This window comes from Paenibacillus sp. J22P277, from assembly GCF_059383675.1.
Map to the genome: position 1 here is coordinate 256647 of NZ_JBXENS010000005.1, position 18783 is coordinate 275429.

General features: G+C 59.7%; 14 protein-coding genes. 12 read left to right on the forward strand and 2 right to left on the reverse strand.

Translation table 11 applies throughout. The features are described 5' to 3' along the window. Positions 1–12 precede the first annotated feature (12 nt). The 6 genes from AC50YL_RS18315 to AC50YL_RS18340 all read left to right on the forward strand — a co-directional run bounded on the left by AC50YL_RS18315 (position 13) and on the right by AC50YL_RS18340 (position 7080). Positions 13–1863, forward strand: coding sequence for a cache domain-containing sensor histidine kinase (locus AC50YL_RS18315; RefSeq protein ID WP_494833702.1), 1851 nt, complete (start codon positions 13–15; stop codon positions 1861–1863). 32 nt (positions 1864–1895) lie between these two features. After that, positions 1896–3239, forward strand: coding sequence for an ABC transporter substrate-binding protein (locus AC50YL_RS18320; RefSeq protein WP_494833703.1), 1344 nt, complete (start codon positions 1896–1898; stop codon positions 3237–3239). Between the two features lie 92 nt (positions 3240–3331). Further along, positions 3332–4282, forward strand: a complete 951-nt coding sequence (locus AC50YL_RS18325) for a carbohydrate ABC transporter permease (RefSeq protein WP_494833705.1) — start codon at positions 3332–3334, stop codon at positions 4280–4282. A gap of 3 nt (positions 4283–4285) precedes the next feature. Next, positions 4286–5119, forward strand: a complete 834-nt coding sequence (locus tag AC50YL_RS18330; RefSeq protein WP_494833706.1) for a carbohydrate ABC transporter permease — start codon at positions 4286–4288, stop codon at positions 5117–5119. A 23-nt stretch (positions 5120–5142) separates the two neighbouring features. Then, positions 5143–6120, forward strand: coding sequence for a Gfo/Idh/MocA family protein (locus AC50YL_RS18335; RefSeq protein ID WP_494833707.1), 978 nt, complete (start codon positions 5143–5145; stop codon positions 6118–6120). A 99-nt stretch (positions 6121–6219) separates the two neighbouring features. Beyond that, complete coding sequence (locus AC50YL_RS18340) at positions 6220–7080, forward strand: phosphotransferase (RefSeq protein WP_494833708.1); 861 nt, start codon at positions 6220–6222, stop codon at positions 7078–7080. A gap of 255 nt (positions 7081–7335) precedes the next feature. Here the strand turns inward: AC50YL_RS18340 and AC50YL_RS18345 are convergent, their stop codons facing one another. Then, positions 7336–8145 (reverse strand): AraC family transcriptional regulator, encoded by an 810-nt coding sequence (locus tag AC50YL_RS18345; protein WP_494833709.1) that lies wholly within the window; start codon positions 8143–8145, stop codon positions 7336–7338. Positions 8146–8280: 135 nt separating this feature from the next. On the opposite strand from AC50YL_RS18345, the gene AC50YL_RS18350 reads away from it, so the two are divergent. The 6 genes from AC50YL_RS18350 to AC50YL_RS18375 all read left to right on the forward strand — a co-directional run bounded on the left by AC50YL_RS18350 (position 8281) and on the right by AC50YL_RS18375 (position 16729). Continuing rightward, entirely contained in the window at positions 8281–9114 is an 834-nt protein-coding gene (locus tag AC50YL_RS18350; RefSeq protein WP_494833710.1) for a phytanoyl-CoA dioxygenase family protein, read from the forward strand. 316 nt (positions 9115–9430) lie between these two features. Further along, on the forward strand, positions 9431–9829 hold the full coding sequence (locus AC50YL_RS18355; protein ID WP_494833711.1) for a hypothetical protein: 399 nt from the start codon (positions 9431–9433) through the stop codon (positions 9827–9829). Between the two features lie 50 nt (positions 9830–9879). Continuing rightward, positions 9880–10869, forward strand: a complete 990-nt coding sequence (gene glpX / locus AC50YL_RS18360; RefSeq protein ID WP_494833712.1) for a class II fructose-bisphosphatase — start codon at positions 9880–9882, stop codon at positions 10867–10869. Positions 10870–11005: 136 nt separating this feature from the next. Continuing rightward, the gene (locus tag AC50YL_RS18365; protein WP_494833713.1) at positions 11006–11539 is read left to right on the forward strand and encodes a cysteine hydrolase family protein; all 534 of its coding nucleotides are present in this window, start codon (positions 11006–11008) and stop codon (positions 11537–11539) included. A gap of 413 nt (positions 11540–11952) precedes the next feature. Beyond that, a complete protein-coding gene (locus AC50YL_RS18370; protein WP_494833714.1) occupies positions 11953–15897 on the forward strand; it encodes a fibronectin type III domain-containing protein in 3945 nt (1314 codons plus the stop codon). A gap of 193 nt (positions 15898–16090) precedes the next feature. Continuing rightward, positions 16091–16729 carry a GNAT family N-acetyltransferase gene (locus AC50YL_RS18375; protein ID WP_494833715.1) on the forward strand — a complete coding sequence of 213 codons (639 nt, stop codon included), beginning with the start codon at positions 16091–16093 and terminating at the stop codon, positions 16727–16729. Positions 16730–16731: 2 nt separating this feature from the next. On the opposite strand, the gene AC50YL_RS18380 is transcribed toward AC50YL_RS18375, so the two are convergent. Then, complete coding sequence (locus AC50YL_RS18380; RefSeq protein WP_494833716.1) at positions 16732–18780, reverse strand: amidase family protein; 2049 nt, start codon at positions 18778–18780, stop codon at positions 16732–16734. Positions 18781–18783 lie beyond the last annotated feature (3 nt).

The following is an 18783-nucleotide window of genomic DNA, read 5'->3' on the forward strand; positions in this document are numbered from 1 at the left end:
GGGGATCCCGACATGAAACGGCTGCCGAAATACCAATGGACCTCCGTCGCGCACCGCTTGTTCCTGCTTTGCTTCGTGGGCATATCCGTCAGCATCGCGATCATGGGCTATTATTTCTACGACAAATCGACCCGCATCATTCAAGAGAAAGTCGGCTCCATCACCCAGCAGTCGATCCAGCAATCCGGCGAAAGACTCGATCTCATCATGGAGGAGTACGGCACGAGATCCTTCTATCTGCTCGGCAGCAAGAAGCTGCAGCAAGGCATCATGGACGACTTCACGGACAATTACGACCGGGAGTCGACCAACAAGGACATCGGCGAATTTATCGCCAACATGCTGAACTCCAAGAACGATCTGATCAATCTGTACATCTTCGGCGAAGAAGCGAATTCGTTCAAGTATTCGACGGGCTACATGACGATTCCCCGCACGACGGACGCGATCCGATCGGCGGCGTGGTACCGCGACATCGTCGCGGGCGACGGCAAGGTCGTCTGGTTCGGAATGCGGCAGTCGCTCGTTCCGAAGCCTTGGGCGGACGAGCGATGGCAGGGGCCGGTGTTTTGCTTCGGCAGGGCGATCAAGGACTTGAACAATTTGAATCGCACCATCGGCGTCATGCTGATCGAGATCGATCCGGCGACGATCCTGTCGCAGATCGATCTGGGCGACGTGGGCACCTCCATGATCGTCGACGGGCATGACCGGATCATCGGACAGGCTGATGCAAGCAGGCTTCTGGAACCGGTACCATTCCACTTGTCCGCTCCGGATTCGGCCATCCGAACGCAGCGGATCGGCGACGAGCGAATGATGGTGACGCATACTCGGCTGTCGAACGGCTGGAATCTCGTCGGGCTGATACCCGCGCAGGCGCTCGTGCGGGAATCGCGGATGCTCGGCTGGTTCACGTTCTACCTGGCGGCCGGCTTCATGGCCGTCGCGCTCGGATATGCCTCGTTCGCGGCATGGCAGGTGAACAAGCCGGTCCAGCGCCTGTTGAAAGGGATGCAGGCGGCGAGGGAAGGCAATTTCGACATTCAGATCCTGGCTTCCCGCAAGGATGAATTCGGCCTCTTGTCCCGCGGCTTCAATACGATGATCGCCCGCATCAAGGAGCTGATCGACGAGCTCTACGTGCAGCGCCTGCTGCAGAAGGAGCTGCAGCTTAAGATGTTCGCCTCCCAGATCAACGCGCACTTCCTTTACAACACGCTCGATTCGATTCATTGGATCGCGAAGATCTACAAGGTGAGCGAGATTAACACGATGATCGATTCGCTGTCCAGCTATTTTCGGATCAGCCTGAGCGAAGGCAGGGAGTTCGTGAAGGTCAGGGAGATCATCGCCCTGATCGAGCATTATTCCGAGATCCAGAAGGTCAGGTTCGGCGAACGCATCGCCATGTCCATGACCGCCGACAGCGGGCTGCTGGATTGCGAGGTGCTGAAATTCGCCTTTCAGCCGATCGTGGAGAACGCGATCTTCCACGGGATCGAGAAGAAGCGCGGACCCGGAACGGTGAACGTATCGTGGACGCGGACGGAGGACGGGCTGCGCTTCGTCGTCACCGACGACGGCGTAGGCATGCATCCGGACAAATTGCGCGAGATCCGGGACGTGCTGCAGGACGGCGAGTCGATCCGCGAGGGAAGCAACTTCGCCATGAAGAACATCAATTCGCTGCTGAAGGTCACCTACGGTCCCGAATACGGACTGGAAATCGAAAGCGAGCCGGGAGCGGGCACGCGCGTGACGATGCTTCTGCCGATCGTCGATGCCCAAACCGACAAAAACGAGCACGGTAAAAACAAAAATCACCCTCCTTACTTTACTCGTGAACGCGCTTACAATTAAATGGAATTCAATCATGACTAGGGAGGATTCAAATGAAAAAGTGGAAATTGTTCAACGGCATCTCGGCTGTTGCCCTTGCGTCCGTCGTTGTCATGACAGGCTGCAGCAGCGGGAATTCGGGAAACGGCGGGAACGCGGCGAGCGGAGAAGCAGGCGAAGCGGGCAACGCCGGCGCAAGCGGGGATAAGCAGGAGACCATCGATTTCTGGGTGAACTGGGGCGGCGATTTCAAGAAGGACTACCAGAAGTACGTCATCGACGAATTCGAGAAGAAGTACCCGAACATCAAGGTGAAAATGACCTATGTGGAAGGCACGGACAAGCTGCTTACCTCGATCGCGGGCGGCAACCCTCCCGACGTCGCGCAGCTCGACCGGTTCATGGTCGGCTCGTGGGCCGCGAAGGGCTCGCTCGAGGATCTGACGCCGCTGACCGAACAGGATAATATCAGCAAGGACGATTACTATCCCGCGGTATGGGCGGAAGCCAATTACGACAACAAAACGTACGCCTTGCCGTGGGGAACGGACGACCGGGCGATGTATTACAATAAAACGCTGATGAAGGAAGCCGGCCTCGACCCGAACAAGCCGCCGGCGTCGATCGACGAACTGGATCATATGGCGGAGCAGATTTTCAAGAAAGGCAGCAACGGCAAATTCGACACCGTCGGGTTCATCCCGTGGATGAACCAAGGCTCGATCTACTCCTATTCCTGGAACTGGGGCGGCAAATTCGAAGACAACGGCCAGCTGACGCCGAACGATCCGCAGAACGTCAAGGCGCTGGAGTGGATGGCCGGCTACGCGAAGAAATACGACATCGCGAACCTTTCGAGCTTCTCGAACGCCATGGGCCAGACCGGCCTCAATCCGTTCTGGACGGGCAAGGTCGGTTTCATCGTCGACGGCAACTGGATCCTGAACGACCTGGCGAAGACGAAGCCGACGTTCGAATGGGGCGTCACGCCGCTGCCGGCGCCGGAGGGTTACGAGGCGACGACCTGGTCCGGCGGATTCGCCTACGTCATGCCGAAAGGCGCGAAGCACAAGGAAGCGGCATGGACGCTGATGAAATTCATCGCAGGCCACGACGGCACGCTCCTCTGGGCGAAGCGGCCGAACGCGGGCAATGACATCACTGCGATGCCGAAGGTCAACGAGGAGATGAAAATGAACGAGAACCCGAATCTGAAGGTGTTTCTCGATCTGATGCCGAACGCGAAATTCCGTCCGGTCACCCCGGTCGGCCAGAAGCTGTGGGACGAGATGTTCCGGGTGCAGGACCTCGCCATCAACGGCAAAGGCCAGCCGCAGGCGCTGCTCGACGAAGTGAAAAAGAACGTCGATAACGAACTCGCGAAGATCTCGAAATAAAACGGTAAAGGCGCTTCCGGGCGACGCGGGCGCAACCGCTCGTTAACGGAAACCGGCCCGGGGCGCCTTTCAATCCGGGAGGAACGAATCAAATGGCCGCGAACGAAAATCTGGTGACGACGCTGAACGCCATTCCGAAAACCAAGCGCAAGTCTTCTTACAAGCGGAAATTGACGCTGTACGGCGTATTGTTCGCATTGCCGTGGATGCTCGGCATCCTGATCTTCAGCGCCTATCCGCTCGTCATGTCCATCTATTACAGCTTCACGAGCTACAGCATCCTGGACGCGGGCGAATGGGTCGGCATGGGCAACTACAAGGAACTGATGAGCGACAATACGTTCCGCATCAGCATTTACAATACGTTGTACTATACGTTCATCTCCGTGCCGCTAAACATCGCCGTCGGCGTCGCGCTCGCGCTCCTGCTTAATACGAAAATCCGGGGCCAAGGCATTTACCGGACGCTGTTCTTCATCCCGAGCCTCGTGCCCGCGGTCGCGACGACGATTATCTGGATGTGGCTGCTGAACCCGCAGTTCGGGCTCGTCAACTACTGGCTCGAGAAGATCGGGATCTCCGGTCCGCCGTGGCTCGGCGACGAGCATTGGGCGAAGCCGTCGCTCATTCTGATGAGCTTATGGGGCGTCGGCCAAGCCATCGTCATTTATTTGGCCGGCTTGCAGGACATACCCCAGGATTATTACGACGCCGCCGACGTGGACGGCGCGAGCACGGCGCGCAAGCTGAGGCATATCACGCTGCCGCTCATGACGCCGGTCATCTTTTTCAACCTGATCATGGGCGTCATCGGCACGATGCAGAACTTCGTCCTGCCGTATACGCTGACCAACGGAACCGGGGCGCCGGCCGGCTCTCTCATGTTCTACGTCATGTACCTGTACCAGAACGCTTTTCTGTATCTGAAGATGGGATACGCCTCCGCGATGGCGTGGATTCTGTTCCTCATCGTGCTCGTCCTGACGATCCTGATCTTCGTCTCGCAAAAACGCTGGGTTCATTACCAGGGAAAGGAATCGTGACCGATGAAAATCCGCAGACTTCTCACGATCAAGAACGCGCTCACCCATCTCTTCCTCATCGTGTTCGGCATTTTCTTCCTGTCGCCGTTCCTCTGGATTCTGTCGACCTCGCTGAAGCCCAACGAAGAGCTGTTCCTCTGGCCGCCGAAATGGATCCCGAGCACCTTGATGTGGAGCAACTTCCCGGATGCGATCAGCTATTTCCCGTTTTTCACCTACTTGGGCAACACGATGACGATTACGGCGCTTGCGACGGTCGGCATTCTGTTCTCCTGCCCGCTTGTCGCTTACAGCCTGGCGCGCATTCCTTGGAAAGGCTCGAAGCCGTTATTCGGCTTGACATTGATCGTCATGATGCTTCCCTACCAGGTGACGATGATCCCGATCTTCATCGTGTTCAAAAATTTAGGTTGGGTCGGGACGAACGTGCCGCTCTGGCTGCCGGCGTTCTTCGGGGCGCCGTTCTATATCTTCCTGCTTCGGCAGTTCTTCATGGGCCTGCCCAAGGAGCTGGAGGACGCGGGACGCATCGACGGCGCTTCCGAGATGCGGATCTACGCCCAGATCATGCTGCCGCTTTGCAAGCCCGCGCTGCTGACGGTCGCGCTGTTCCAGATTATCGGGAGCTGGACCGATTACCAGGGGCCGCTCATCTATCTCTCGGACGAGACGCAGTATACGTTGATGCTCGGCCTGTCGTCGTTCAAGACGCAGCACGGCGCGGAATGGCAGCTGATGATGGCGACCAGCGCGATGATCACGCTGCCGGTCATCGTTTTGTACTTCGTCGTGCAGAAGGCGTTCATCCGGGGGATCACGTTCTCCGGCATCAAATAATTCGCAGAAGGAGTGTATAGGATATGGGCAAGGTTCGCATAGGGTTCATCGGAACCGGGGGCATCGCAAGCTTGCACGCCAGGCAGCTGCTCGAGCTGTCCGAGGACGCGGAGATCGTCGCCATCGCCGATCCGAACGAGGAGAGCCGCCAGCGTTTTCTGGCGAATTTCCCGCTCGAGGGAGTAGCGCAGTTCGCGGATCATATCGCGATGCTGGACGGGGCCGGACTGGACGCGGCCATCATTTGTTCGCCGCATACGCTGCATTATCGTCAAGCGGGGGACGTGCTGCGCGCCGGCCTGCACGTGCTGATCGAGAAGCCGATGACCTGCTCGTCGGCGGAGGCGGAGGAGCTGCTGCGCATCGCGGAGCTGTCCGGGAAGATCATGCAGGTCTCGTACCAGCGGCATTTCCAGCCGGAGTTCCTGTATATCAAGGAAGCCATCGACAGCGGCACGATCGGCAGGCTGACGTCCGTGACGGCTTCGCTTTATCAGGGCTGGGCGCAGGGCGGGAAGACTTCTTGGCGGAAAAACCCCGCGCTGTCCGGCGGCGGCATGCTGATGGATTCCGGCAGCCATATCGTCGACGTGCTGCTGTGGACGACGGGATTAACGCCGGTCGAGGTGCATACCGTCATGCATCAGCAGGGGACGCCGGTCGAGATCGATTCGTTCACGTCGATCCGCTTCGCGGAGGACTCGGTTGCCGGCTTGAACATCATTGGCCATGCGCCATGCTGGCACGAGACGTACGCGTTCTGCGGCGAGACCGGCGGCATCTTCTATGACAACGGAAACATCACGGTCCGCCGGCTGCGCGAGGAGCCGGTCGTGCCGCAGCTGCCGCTCCAGACGACGAACCAGGACAAGAGCTTCGTCGATGCCGTTCTCGGACGGCGGGAGGTCGCGGTCTCCGGCGCGTTCGCGCTCAAGGTCGTCAAGCTGACGGAGATGATCTACCGGGCAGGCAACTATTCGCCGATTCCGGTGTCGGGCTAAGAGGAGAAGGAAGTCCCGTGCTCGAACATTAGGAGGAAGACGGGACATGCGCCATGGGGCGTATCGGTACCGGATTCCGCGAGAGGGGGCGAGACGGCTTTGTACCGGCATCCTGAATTTCCGTTATGGCTGCACGACGACGACGAACTCGGGGAACTGCTTGGGAGCTCCGTGTCGGAGCGGGTCGTCGTTCACGAATGGCCGTTATCCTGCGTCCAGCGCGTCCGAACCGCCGGGGGCGGCCGCTGCGTCTACAAAGCGCAAGCTCCGCCGACGATCGAGCCCGATTTTTACGCCCGGGCAAAGTCGGAGCTGCTCGTATCCGCCCGTATAGCGGAGGCGCCGAATCATCCGCCCGCGCTGATCATGGAAGAGGTCGATGCGCCGCGCTTGAGCGATCTTCGCTTGGAGACACCGGCGCTGGCGGCGATTGCCGCCGAGCTTCCGCTGCGAATCGCGGAGATCGGCGGTTCGCCGCCGGTCATGGCGGATCTGTCCACGGAAGCGCGCTGGGCCGCGTACATGGACCTGGTCTGGGAGGATCTGCGCGCCTTGATCGGCGAAGGCGGCTTCCGCCGGACGGATCTCGCGCTCGCGGACGACCTCGCCAGGTGGAGCGCAGGCCCGTCGGTGAGGGAAGCGTTCGAGGGACCGGCAAGCCTCGTCCATGCGGATCTGAAAGCCGAGAATGTGCTGGTGACGCCGGACGGTTACCGGGTGCTGGACTGGCAGCGGCCGATTCTCGGTCCGTCGGCGTTGGATACCGCGACGCTGCTGATCTCGCTCGGCATCGATCCGGCGCGGTACGTGCCCGGCGGTATCGTGCAGGTGTATCATTTCCTGCACATCGCATGGTACGCACAGGCGGCGAGGAGATGGTTCCCCCAAGGCAAGCCGTGGTTCGACGGGCTTATCCGCGCCATCGGCGGCGAGATTGCCGGGCTGCAGGGGCGAGGGTGATGGATATGCTTAGCGGCGGAGCGTGGAAGGCCGGCTTGCCGACGAAGTCGGCGACCGGCACGGCGCTAGCGCTCGTCGATTAGCGTTCCGCCGCAGTTTTCGATTGGAAAGCTGCTGCTTTCAGCCGCCGACCTACTAGCTTTGCGTCACTGATTGCGATTCACCAAACCGATCACCTAATTACTCACCCGCCCGCCTGCCCGTCAGGCGGGCTTTTCGCATTCGCTGCCAGATGTCCGTCAGGCTGGCGGACGTTCAAGACGGCGGTTCGCCGTAATGGCTCGCGGCGGAGCGCCCCTTGAACCGGAAGCGGGTCGGCGGGGCCCCGCAATGCTGCTTGAACGCCTTGCTGAAATGATAAATGTCCGCAAAGCCGAGCGCAAGCGAGACTTCGGTGACGTTCATCGCCGTTTCGGCGAGGAGAAACCGGGCCCGTTCCATGCGGACGCGGGTCATGTACGTTTTCAGGGAATAGCCCGTATAGGTCTTGAACAAATGGCTTAAGTGCCTCGGCGAGACGCCGTAAGCCGAGGCGAGGTCGGCCACCGTGGCGGCGACGCCGCGATGCTCGGCCAATTCGTCGATGACCTTATGGACGAGCTGCTTGTGCATGGCCGAGACCGGGGCATGGACGGCTTCTTCCTGCCGCCGCATATGGAGCAGCACGAGGCGCATGAGCAGCTCGAATTCATCGTCCTTCGCGGCTTCGCCGCGCTGCTGCACGTCGAGCATCCGCTGCAGGCATGTCTCGGGGAGGGCCGTATCCTCGAACTTCGCATGTCTGCCGGGGAGGGCCGGGGCGGCGTTCTCGTCCAGCGTAAAATGAATGAAGATCACGGTCAGCCGCTGATTGTCGTCCTGCGTGGCGTGAACGGCATCGCCGGGACGAATCAGGAAGCAGGAGCCTTTGCCGACGGGATATCGCTCCTCGTTGATTCGCATCTCCCCTTTGCCGTCAAGGGCGTACCAGAGGTCGTAGTCGTGCAGGGGGAGCTTGGGCGACCATATCCAGCCCGGCTCGCACCGGGCTTTGCCGAAAGAGCTTGCGCAGCGTATCGTGTGCAAGGGCAGTTCTCCTCTCAGGGAGGGAAGCGCATGTTTTGACAAAAATGAGTCGGTTCCCTCCATTTTCTTGCATGCGCTTCCGCGCTACGATTAGCGTATCAAATATCAGCGCAAAGCGAAATGGGGAGTGTATCGATGTCACGCGTAAATTTACAAAATGCAGAAGAAATCAACGGCCGGATGTATCGGTTCGGCAGGCAGCACGCGCCGCTGCCGTCCGTCTCGGCCTTCACGGACGAGCATGTCTTTCAATATCGGGAGCAAGGCTTCGTCGCGATCGACGGCGTGCTTGACCCGGATGAGGTCAATGCCTGCATCGCCGCGATCATGGGCCATATTTTCGATCCGGGGACGATGGCGAAGATTCAATTCACGAAGCCCCAAAGCGAGCTGCATACCGACGAGGAGCGCGAGCTTGCCGTTCGCAAAGTGTACGATTACGTCGACGCGGATCCGGTGCTGCATGCGGCCGCGCATAGTCCGGCGATTGCCGCCGTCGTCGAAAAGCTGCTGGGCGCGCAATCCAAGCTGGCTCAGGATCAGGCGCTGCTCAAACCGCCGCACGGCGGAGGCGAGAAGCCGTGGCATCAGGATATGGCATACGGCAACCTCGCGTACGAGAAAGCGGTGGTCGGCGTGTGGATCGCTTTGGACGAGGCCGGGGTCGACAACGGCTGCATGCATGTCATACCGCGTTCCCATATGGATGGCGCGGCGCCGCATTACGCCGTTCGCGATTGGCAGCTCTGCGATGCCAACGTGCCGGTGGACAGAGACGTGGCGATCCCGCTCAAGCCGGGCGGCGCGTTGTTCTTTCACGGCTTGCTTTATCACGGCACGCCGTTCAATTTCTCCGGGCAGCGCAGGCGCGCGCTGCAATTCCATTATGCGCCCGCGGAAGCCGGAAAGCTGTCGCCCGGCGAGTACAAGCGGATGTTCACCAACGAGATGACGTCCGCGGAATGCTGAGGCGCTCTATGCGGATTGACGCGGCAGCGGTCATACGTTTCATTTGAGGAGAGGTTTATGAATTTTTGCAATCACGGCCCGCGGCATTTGCTGCGGGTCCTTTTTCGTTTGCAGGCGCTTAAGCAAGGGGAGGATCGCACGATTGGCGCTTCAGTTAGCTCCTATGCGGATTGCCCATAGACGGGGTCTATAGCTCCTGTGGAAATTATGTATTACATGAATGGGGGCATTTCGTATTATAGTGGAACTACGAGTTGACACCGCACAATTTGAACAATAATCCAAAGCAATCCAATACTAGTGGGAGTGAACGACAATGACAAACTACTATACATCCGATAAAGCCCATATCTACTGGGACGAAGCAATCGAATCCGTCGTGATTACCTGGAATTCTTTCGCGCAAGGGGACGAGTTCCGCGAGCCGCTGGATAAAATGATTGAATTGGCCGTCATGAAAAAAGCGAAGAAAGCGTTGTTCGACAGCAGTCATATTCTGGTCCTGGCGGAAGACACCAAATGGCTGGCCGAAGAATGGCTGCCCCGCCTGCTCAATGCCGGCATTCAATACGCGGCGACCGTCAATCCCGTCAAGCATGTCGCGGACGGCGGCAAGGGCAAAACGCCGAGCCGAAGGAACGCGAAGAAATGGCAGCATCATGAATTCGAAGGCGTGCATCACGCCGTGAAATGGTTGTCCGGCATTACGGCTTGATTTCGAGCCTGAATATCCATACATGAGGATCGCGAAAGGCGGAGAAGATAATGGAACGCGAATTGGCACTGGAGGTTGTTCGGGTGACGGAATTGGCCGCATTGGAGTCCGCGCCCTGGATCGGCAGGGGAGATAAGATCAGCGCGGACGGAGCGGCGACGTCGGCCATGCGGGAGATGTTCGACTCCGTGTCCATCAAGGGAACCGTCGTGATCGGAGAAGGGGAAATGGACGAGGCGCCGATGCTGTACATCGGCGAGAAGCTCGGCAACCAGCAAGGCCCCGAGGTAGACGTGGCGGTGGATCCGCTGGAAGGCACGACGCTGGTCGCCAACGGGTTGAACAACGCCCTGGCCGTAATCGCGATCGCGAACAAAGGGAATCTACTGCACGCCCCGGATATGTACATGGAGAAACTCGCCGTCGGTCCCGCTTTGGCCGGCAAGCTTAGTCTGCTGGATCCTGTCGGGGTCACGCTGACCAAGGCGGCGGCCGCGCTGCGGAAAAAGGTCTCCGATCTGACCGTGATGGTGCTTGAACGCGAACGCCATGAAGCCTTGATTCAAACGCTGCGGGATAACGGCGTCCGAATCAAATTCCTGTCGAACGGCGACGTTGCCGGCGCCATCGCGCCCGCTTTCCCGGAGACGGGGATCGATCTCTATCTCGGATCGGGAGGCGCGCCGGAGGGCGTGCTGGCGGCCGCGGCTCTTAAATGCTTGGGCGGCGAATTCCAAGGCCGCTTGATGCCGGAAGATACGGCCCAGTACGACCGCTGCGTCGCGATGGGCATCGCCGATCCGGTGAAGGTGCTGTCCATGGACGATTTGGTCGGCAGCGACGACGTGATCTTCGCGGCGACCGGCGTGACGAACGGCGAATTCTTGGAGGGCGTGAGCTTTCTCCCCAATCAGCAGGCGGAGACGCATTCCGTCGTGATGCGCGCCAAAACCAGGACGATCCGTTTCATCAAAACGATCCATTACTTGCCTAACAAAGCCGGTCATCGCGAGGAAGCGGCGGCGCAGGCAGCGATCTAACCGACGAAGATAGACCCGTCCATTGCGGACGGGTTTTTTTGTTTGGCATCGAATGGATATTAGGTATTGAAATAAGAACATATGTTTGTATATAATGAACGTGAAGCTATTATAATGATGAAATGAGGTCTATATCATGCGTCAGGATACCGCATTGCTGATCGTCGACGTGCAAAACGGCATGTTCATGGAATCGGATCCGGTTCACGACGGACAAGGCCTGGTCGAGCGCGTGCGCGAGCTGATCCGGAAAGCGCGGGCTTGCGATACCCCGGTCATCTATGTCCAGCATAACGAGGGCGAGGGCGAACCTTTGGCATCCCATACGCCGGGCTGGGAGATCCACCCCGGCGTCGCGCCCGTCCCGGGAGACATCGTTATTCAGAAGCACGTGCCCGACTCGTTCCAGGAGACGAACCTCCAAACGGAATTGGCCAAGCTCGGCATCGAACGGATAGTCGTGGCGGGCCTGCAATCCGATATGTGCATCGAAGCAACCGGCCGCCGGGCAAGCGAATTAGGCTATCGCACGACGGTGGCGGGCGATTGTCACAGCACCTGGGCCCAAGGCGGGCAAAGCGCGGAACAAATCATCGCAAGCCGCAACGAGCTTTTCCGGTCTTTCGCGGATGTCCGCGAATCGGCGGCGATCGATTTTTGTCCGGCATAACCAGCCGGACAGGACATCTCATTCGCTGCAAGAACGGCCGCCTCGAGCGGGTGATCGGGCAGGCTCGAGCTGCGCGAACAGCGGAGCGCAAGGCATCACGGATCGTGATGCCTTGCGCTTTTTTGACGCTGCGCGTTTTGCTTGCCCGGCGTCCCTCGCGTCCGGCTTCCGGCTCTAGGCTTGCCGATTCGCCGCGCGATCGCGCCGGAGGCCGGCGGAAGAGTTAATCGCAAATAACATAGTCCATACCGGAAGCTTTCGCGCAATTTACAGTAGTCTCCATAGCCTGCGTAAGCGATACTTCCGAAAGAGGAGGAGGTGAATGCGGTATTGCTTGGCATGGCACAATCGGACCTGCCGTCAACGCAGACCAGTCAGCCGATGAACCGAGATACGAGAGGAGCTGAAAATTAATGAAGAACGTTTTGGGCAGGAAACCGCGCCGCAAGCTCGGCAGCATCCTGCTGGCGCTCGCGACCTTGCTGCCGGTGATTCCGCTGCCGTCGGCCTTCGCCGCGACGGTGAACGTCACCGCGTACGGGGCGAACGGCGGCGATACGACGGACGACCTGCAGGGCATCGCGAACGCCATCGCGGCCGCGTCGAGCGGCGACACGGTTTATTTTCCCGCCGGCACGTACTACATTACCGGCACGATCAACGCCAAGTCGGGCATCAAGCTGATCGGGCAAAGCAAGGACACGACGATTATCAAGTACAGCGGCACGACGGACAACAACATGATCACGCTCAGCAATACGACGGGCGTCGAGGTTGCCCAGCTGACGCTGGACGGCAACAACAACACGCATGTCGTCTCCGGCATATGGGGGGAGCCGGGCAGCGGGCATAACATTCATCATAATATCATCAAGGATTTGGTCAAAGCGGACGGGTTCGCGCCGTTCGGCGTCCTGCTCTCCGGCACGGACAACTCGACGATCGCGGACAATACGTTCACGAACATCGGCGTGAATTCCTCGTGGGGCGGCGCCATTCGCGCGGGCTGGAATTCCAACGGCACGAAGATCCTGCGCAACACGATCGCCAACACGGGGCGCGGCGGCATTTTCGCCAACGATACGTGCAACAACGTCGTCGTGAAGAACAACACGATCACCGGCTCGGGCCTGCACGAGCACGGCCTGTCGATCGAGCTTCACACGAACTGCAACAACTCGGTCATCGAGGATAACAACGTCGACCACTGGATCAGTGCCGTTCGTTCCGCCTACATCGCGGTCCGGCGCAATACCGTCCATACGACGGACGGCACCGTGCAGGGCATGGGACTCGAAGTCATGGTGGACCATGGCGTAACCTCCGACAATCTCGTCGACGGCGGCCAGCAGGTCGGCATGCAGCAATCCCCCGGAACGGGCTACCAGTACTGGGGTTACAATACCGTGCAGAACATGGTCATGTGGGGTATGCAGCTGCAGGGTGCGGACACGGGGGAGACCGAGCAGTATCAATATTTCTACAAGAATACCTTCCAGAACGGACCTGTCGGCAATCCGGCCGCGGCTTATCCAGGTTATGACGGCAATGCCGTCCGGATCCACGGCAACTCGCGGAACTTGACCTTCGACAGCAACCGCATCATCAATAACGGGCGCAAAGCGATCGAGATTACGACCGCTTCCGGCACGGACCGGCTCAGCTTCATTAATAACGTCATCACGGGCAACGGCGGACCGTCGATCGATCAATACCCGTCGACGGCGGCGGATCTCGAATGGAGCAACAACACGGTGAGCGGCAACGGCACGAACACGCAGCTGACGAGCCGCGGATTCGGCGATCCGAAGCCGGCGGCGAACTTCAGCGCGCCGCTCAGCGTGCAGCTGGGGCAGTCCATTACCTTCACGAATTCGTCCACGGACAACGGCACGATCGCGGAAAACCTCTGGGATCTTGGCGAGGGGCCGCCGGTGAACGCGGCCAGCCCGACGTACACCTACCAGAATGCCGGCACGTACCGGGTCACGCTCGTCGTCTGGGACAACACGGGACGCGCGAGCTTGAAGGAGCAGACGGTCAACGTCTACGCCGGTCCGCCGGATACGCAGGCGCCGACGGCGCCGACGCTGACCTCGCCGTCCAAATCCAACGTGACCGTCGATCTCTCCTGGTCCGGCGCGACGGATAACGTCGGCATCGTCGGTTACGACGTGTACAAGGGCGGCGCGCTCGTCGGCTCCACGTCCGGAGCGGGCGCAACGACGTATACCGTAACGGGCTTGACGCCGAGCACGGCGTACGGCTTCACGGTCCGCGCGAAGGATGCGGCAGGCAACGTCTCGCCGGCCAGCAATACGGTGAACGTCACGACGGCCGCCGGCGACACGCAGCCGCCGACGACGCCGAACAATCTGGCCTCCACCGGCAAGACGGATACGAGCGTCAGCTTGGCTTGGTCCGCTTCGTCGGATAACGTTGGCGTGACCGGCTACGACGTTTTTTACGGCTCCACGCTGGCCGGTTCCACGACGGGACCGAGCGGCACGACGTTCGTCGCGAGCGGCTTGGCGCCGAACACCGCGTACATGTTCACCGTCAAGGCGAAGGATGCCTCGAACAACGTCTCGGCCGCGAGCAACGGCGTGACGGTCACGACGGATCCGCTTGCCAATTGGACGCTGTGCGCGGGCGAGAACAACACATGCAGCTTTACGGGCACGAAGCAGGTGCGCTTCGGCGCGAACGGCAGCTATGCTTACGGCACGTTCACGAATTCCGTGATGTGCTCCACCAATCAATTCGGCGACCCGGCTCCGGGCTATTATAAATCCTGCGAGGTGAATCTGGCGGGAACCGGCGGAGGCGGCGACACCCAAGCGCCGACGGCGCCGTCCAATCTGACAGCCCCGTCGAAAACGGCGACCGCCGTCACGCTCTCCTGGACGGCCTCCACCGACAACGTCGCGGTGACCGGCTACGATGTCTACAACGGTTCGACGCTGGCGGGCACGGTGACGTCCGGTACGACGTTCACGGTATCCGGCTTGACGGCGAATACGGCTTACACGTTCACGGTCAAAGCAAAGGATGCGGCAGGCAACGCATCGCTCGCGAGCGGCGCGCTTAGCGTCACGACGAATTCGTCGTCGGATACGACGGCTCCGTCGGCGCCGACCGGGCTCGCGTCGCCGTCCAAGACGAGCACGAGCGTCAGCCTGTCGTGGACGGCCGCGACCGACAATGTCGGGGTTACGGGCTACGATGTCTACAACGGCGCGAATTTGGCGGGCTCCACGACTTCGACGGCGTTCACGGTGACGGGGCTGACGGCCGGCACGGCATATACGTTCACGGTCAAGGCGAAGGACGCGGCAGGCAACGTATCGGCGGCCAGCGGTGCGGCGAACGTCACGACCGACTCCTCGTCGACGGCCAACTGGGTCTTCTGCGCCGGGGAGAACAATACGTGCACCTTCAGCGGCACGAAGGAAGTGCGTTACGGCGCGAGCGGCAGCTATAACTACGGCACGTTCACCAATTCCGTGTTCTGCGGCAACAGCACCTTCGGCGATCCGATTTCGGGCGCGTACAAAACCTGCGAGGTGAATATGGGCGGCACCGGCGGCGGAGGCGGCGATACGCAAGCGCCGACCGCGCCGGGCGCCTTGACGTCGCCGTCGAAGACGGCATCGAGCATCAGCCTCTCGTGGTCGGCATCGACCGACAACGTCGGCGTGACGGGCTACGAGGTGTATAACGGCGTCTCGCTCGCCGGCACGACGTCCGGCACCTCGTTTACGGTAAGCGGATTGTCCGCGGGCACGGCGTATTCCTTCACGGTGAAGGCGAAGGATGCGGCAGGCAACGTATCGGCGGCCAGCAGCGCGCTGGCCGTGACGACCAATGCCTCTTCCGGCGGCGGCAGCGGAAGCGTCACGCAAGAGTATTGGACGGGAATCGCGGGCACGTCCGTGGCTTCCATTCCGACCGGCACGACGCCGAGCGGAACGGCCGCGCTCACGAGCCTGGAGGAACCGACGAACTGGGGCGACAACTACGGCACGCGGATTCGCGGCTACATCACGCCGGCGACGACGGGCTCCTATACGTTCTATATCGCGGGCGACGACGAGTGCCAGCTCTACTTGAGCACGAACAACAGCCCGTCGAACAAAGCGATGATCGCGAACGTCTATGAATACGCGGGCGTAAGGGAATGGAATAAATACGCCACGCAGCAATCCGGCGCGGTCGCGCTGACCGCGGGGCAGCCGTATTATTTCGAAGTGCTGCACAAGGAAGGCGGGGGCGGCGACAATCTCGCCGTAGGCTGGACCGGACCGGGCATCTCGTCCATCACCGTCGTTGGCGGCTCCTATCTCTCGTCCTACTGATTCCCGGCATACGGGCTCGTGAAAGTTTCCCGTACGATTACGGCAAAGGCCGTCGAGCAAGTCTCGACGGCTTTGTCGCGTTTTCGCACGCTGTGCCTTGTTTGGCGGTTGATTTTCATCGGGACCGGTATCTAACAAGGATTTCGGATACGAAGAGCAAATTGTTAGAGAGCGACAAGGAAGGAGGCAGCCGATGCTGCACCTGCAATATGAAGCGATGAAGCGTGCGGATGCGGAGGAGATCGCGCGTTGGAAATACGAAGAGCCGTACAGCTACTACGACAATGATGCCACGGAAGAAGCGATTCGGGAAATGCTGAATGAGGAGTATCCGTACTACGCGGTATTTGACTCGGAGCATACGCTGATCGGCTACTTTTGCGCCGGGAATCCGGCGCGGGTTCCCAACGAAAGTTATGTCTACGCGGAGCCGTATCTCGACATCGGGCTCGGCATGAAGCCAGATCTGACGGGCCAAGGGCTTGGATCCGAATTTTTCGCCTTCGTACTCGGCTCGTTGGTGCGCATCCATGGTGAACTACCGCTGCGGTTAACGGTCGCGGCGTTCAATCGGCGGGCCTTCAAGTTGTACCGCAAGCACGGATTCGATGAAGCCGGGAGCTTTCGGAAAGGCACGACCGAATTCGTTGTCCTGTTGAAAAACGCGGGCTCGAGAGCCTGCGCAAAAACGCGGGGGGGAAATGCGCGCGTCAGCGGCTGCCGGCAGGTTTACCGGCAGCCGCTTCGCATTAACGCGTTGAAGTTCGGAGGCAAGGCAATCCTGCCTTTACCGCTCCGTTCGGTCTATTCCAATCAGTCAAGCATGCGATGATCCTAGAAGATGTCCTGCCATTGCTGTCTCCATGATGCATAGAGGGCGGCATTTAACACATTGACCATGTGATCCACTTCACGTTGGCTCGAGAAGTTGCTGACGTACACGGCGAGCGCATCGTCGTAGTCTTTGCCGCTCATCTGGAGCGACGCCGCATCGTCAAGCAGCGTCTTGAGCCGGTCTTTCACGGCCATTCCCGGCGCGACGCGGGCTTTGGTCGCCTGTTCGAAGGCGTACCCCATCTGGATAAGCTGATCCTCGGTGAACGCATCGCCCGTGATTTGAAGATTAATCGGCTGTCCGTTGCTGCCCTCCGCCGTGCGGTAGCCTGCCGGCACCGTAATGCTCGGATAGCCCGCCTTGGCGGCTATGCCCGTCGTCGCGCCGTTCAGTCCGATCAGCGCATCCAGCTTGTACTTGTCCAAGAGATAATTGATTCCGTTTTTCCTGGCATACGCGATATCGGCCGCGCGCTGCGCTTGGTAGTCCCGGTAATCCTGGGAGCCCGGCGTCATGTCGTACGCCACGCATTGTTGGAGGATGCTTTGGCCGTATTTCAATACATCCAGGTGTGTGCCGTTGTAGTTGATGATGTCCTGCAGGCTCTTGATGACCGTCTTATTGTCGCTCGCGAGGATAGGCTTTTGCTGGGATTTCAAGTACGCTTCAATATCCTGCTTAAAGTCGTAATAGAGCACTTTGGACGCGGGGGCGGCAGGCAATTCGCCGACCATGGGGCCGCCGCCGGCGGCATAAACGATTTGGGCGCCTTGATCCTCGAGGATCCGAATGACGTCCTGGAATTCGGCATACGTATCCGGCTGCTTCTCCTTGTCGGGAATGTTGTAAACGCCGAGCACTTTGCCTTTCAGGCCGTCCTTCTTCAGATAATCCGCGTAGTTCTCGCTATGCGCGTCGAGATAGGATTCGTCGACTTGAATCTCGTCGTCAACGCCCATATTGATGTGCAGATCGTTGGGATCGTAGCCCTGCATAACCGACAGCAGGGCGGCAACATCGGCAACGTCGCGCCCCATCGGGCCTGCGGTATCCTGGCTGTGCGAGAGCGGGATGATGCCGTTGCGGCTCACGAGGCCGACGGTCGGTTTCAAGCCGACGAGCGAGTTATTGGTGGACGGCGAGAGGATGGAGCCGGAGGTTTCCGTGCCGATGGTAATGGCGGCAAGCGCGGCCGCCCCGCCCGCGCCGGAGCCGGAGGATGAACCGGAAACATCGAGCACGCCGGGCAAATACGGATTCAGCACTTGGCTATGCAGGGTGGAATAGCCGCTTCTCATGCCTTGGGCGATGAAGTTCGCGAACTCGGAAAGGTTGGTCTTGCCCAGAATGATCGCGCCGGATTTCTTCAGCCGACCCGCCAGGAACGAATCCTGCTCGGGATAATTGTTCGCAAGGGCGATGGAGCCGGCCGTGGTCGGCATCCCGTCGGCGCCGGCCGTGCCGATGTTGTCTTTGATAAGAACCGGGATACCGAACATGCCCGCGGCCTTGGAAGGATCCGCCTTCGCCGCCGCATCGCTTTCCTTGGCTAATCGGATGGCATTGGGGTTAATGATGGCGACGGCGTTCAATTTGACGGAATGCGAATTGTATAAGTTAATCCGGGCGATATACATGTTAACCAATTTCTCATAGGTCAGCTTCTTGGATTTCACCATCGCCTGCATGTCTTCGATCGTGGATTTCTCCAAATCAATGGTCAGCGTATCCAACGCGACGCGCAGGATGAGCTTGGTCTCGTTGATCTTGTCGACCGTATTGTTCGGCGTGATCGTCTGAACGAGCGATAAGGCATACTTCACGTTATCCGCGTAAGCCGCCGGATAATCCTTCAAGTTCAAGCGCTTGGCTTCTTCCGCGACGGCTTTCAAATCGTTCATGGCCGCCGTCGTGGTGGAAGCTTCGGTGATCATCCCGTTCGCATCTAACGCGTACGCCGTCAGCGTATTTCCAAGCAGCAAGCAGCATAGCACCGGCGGCGCCAGAACCTTTAATGCGGTCCGTTTTCTATTTCTGGACACATTCATGAG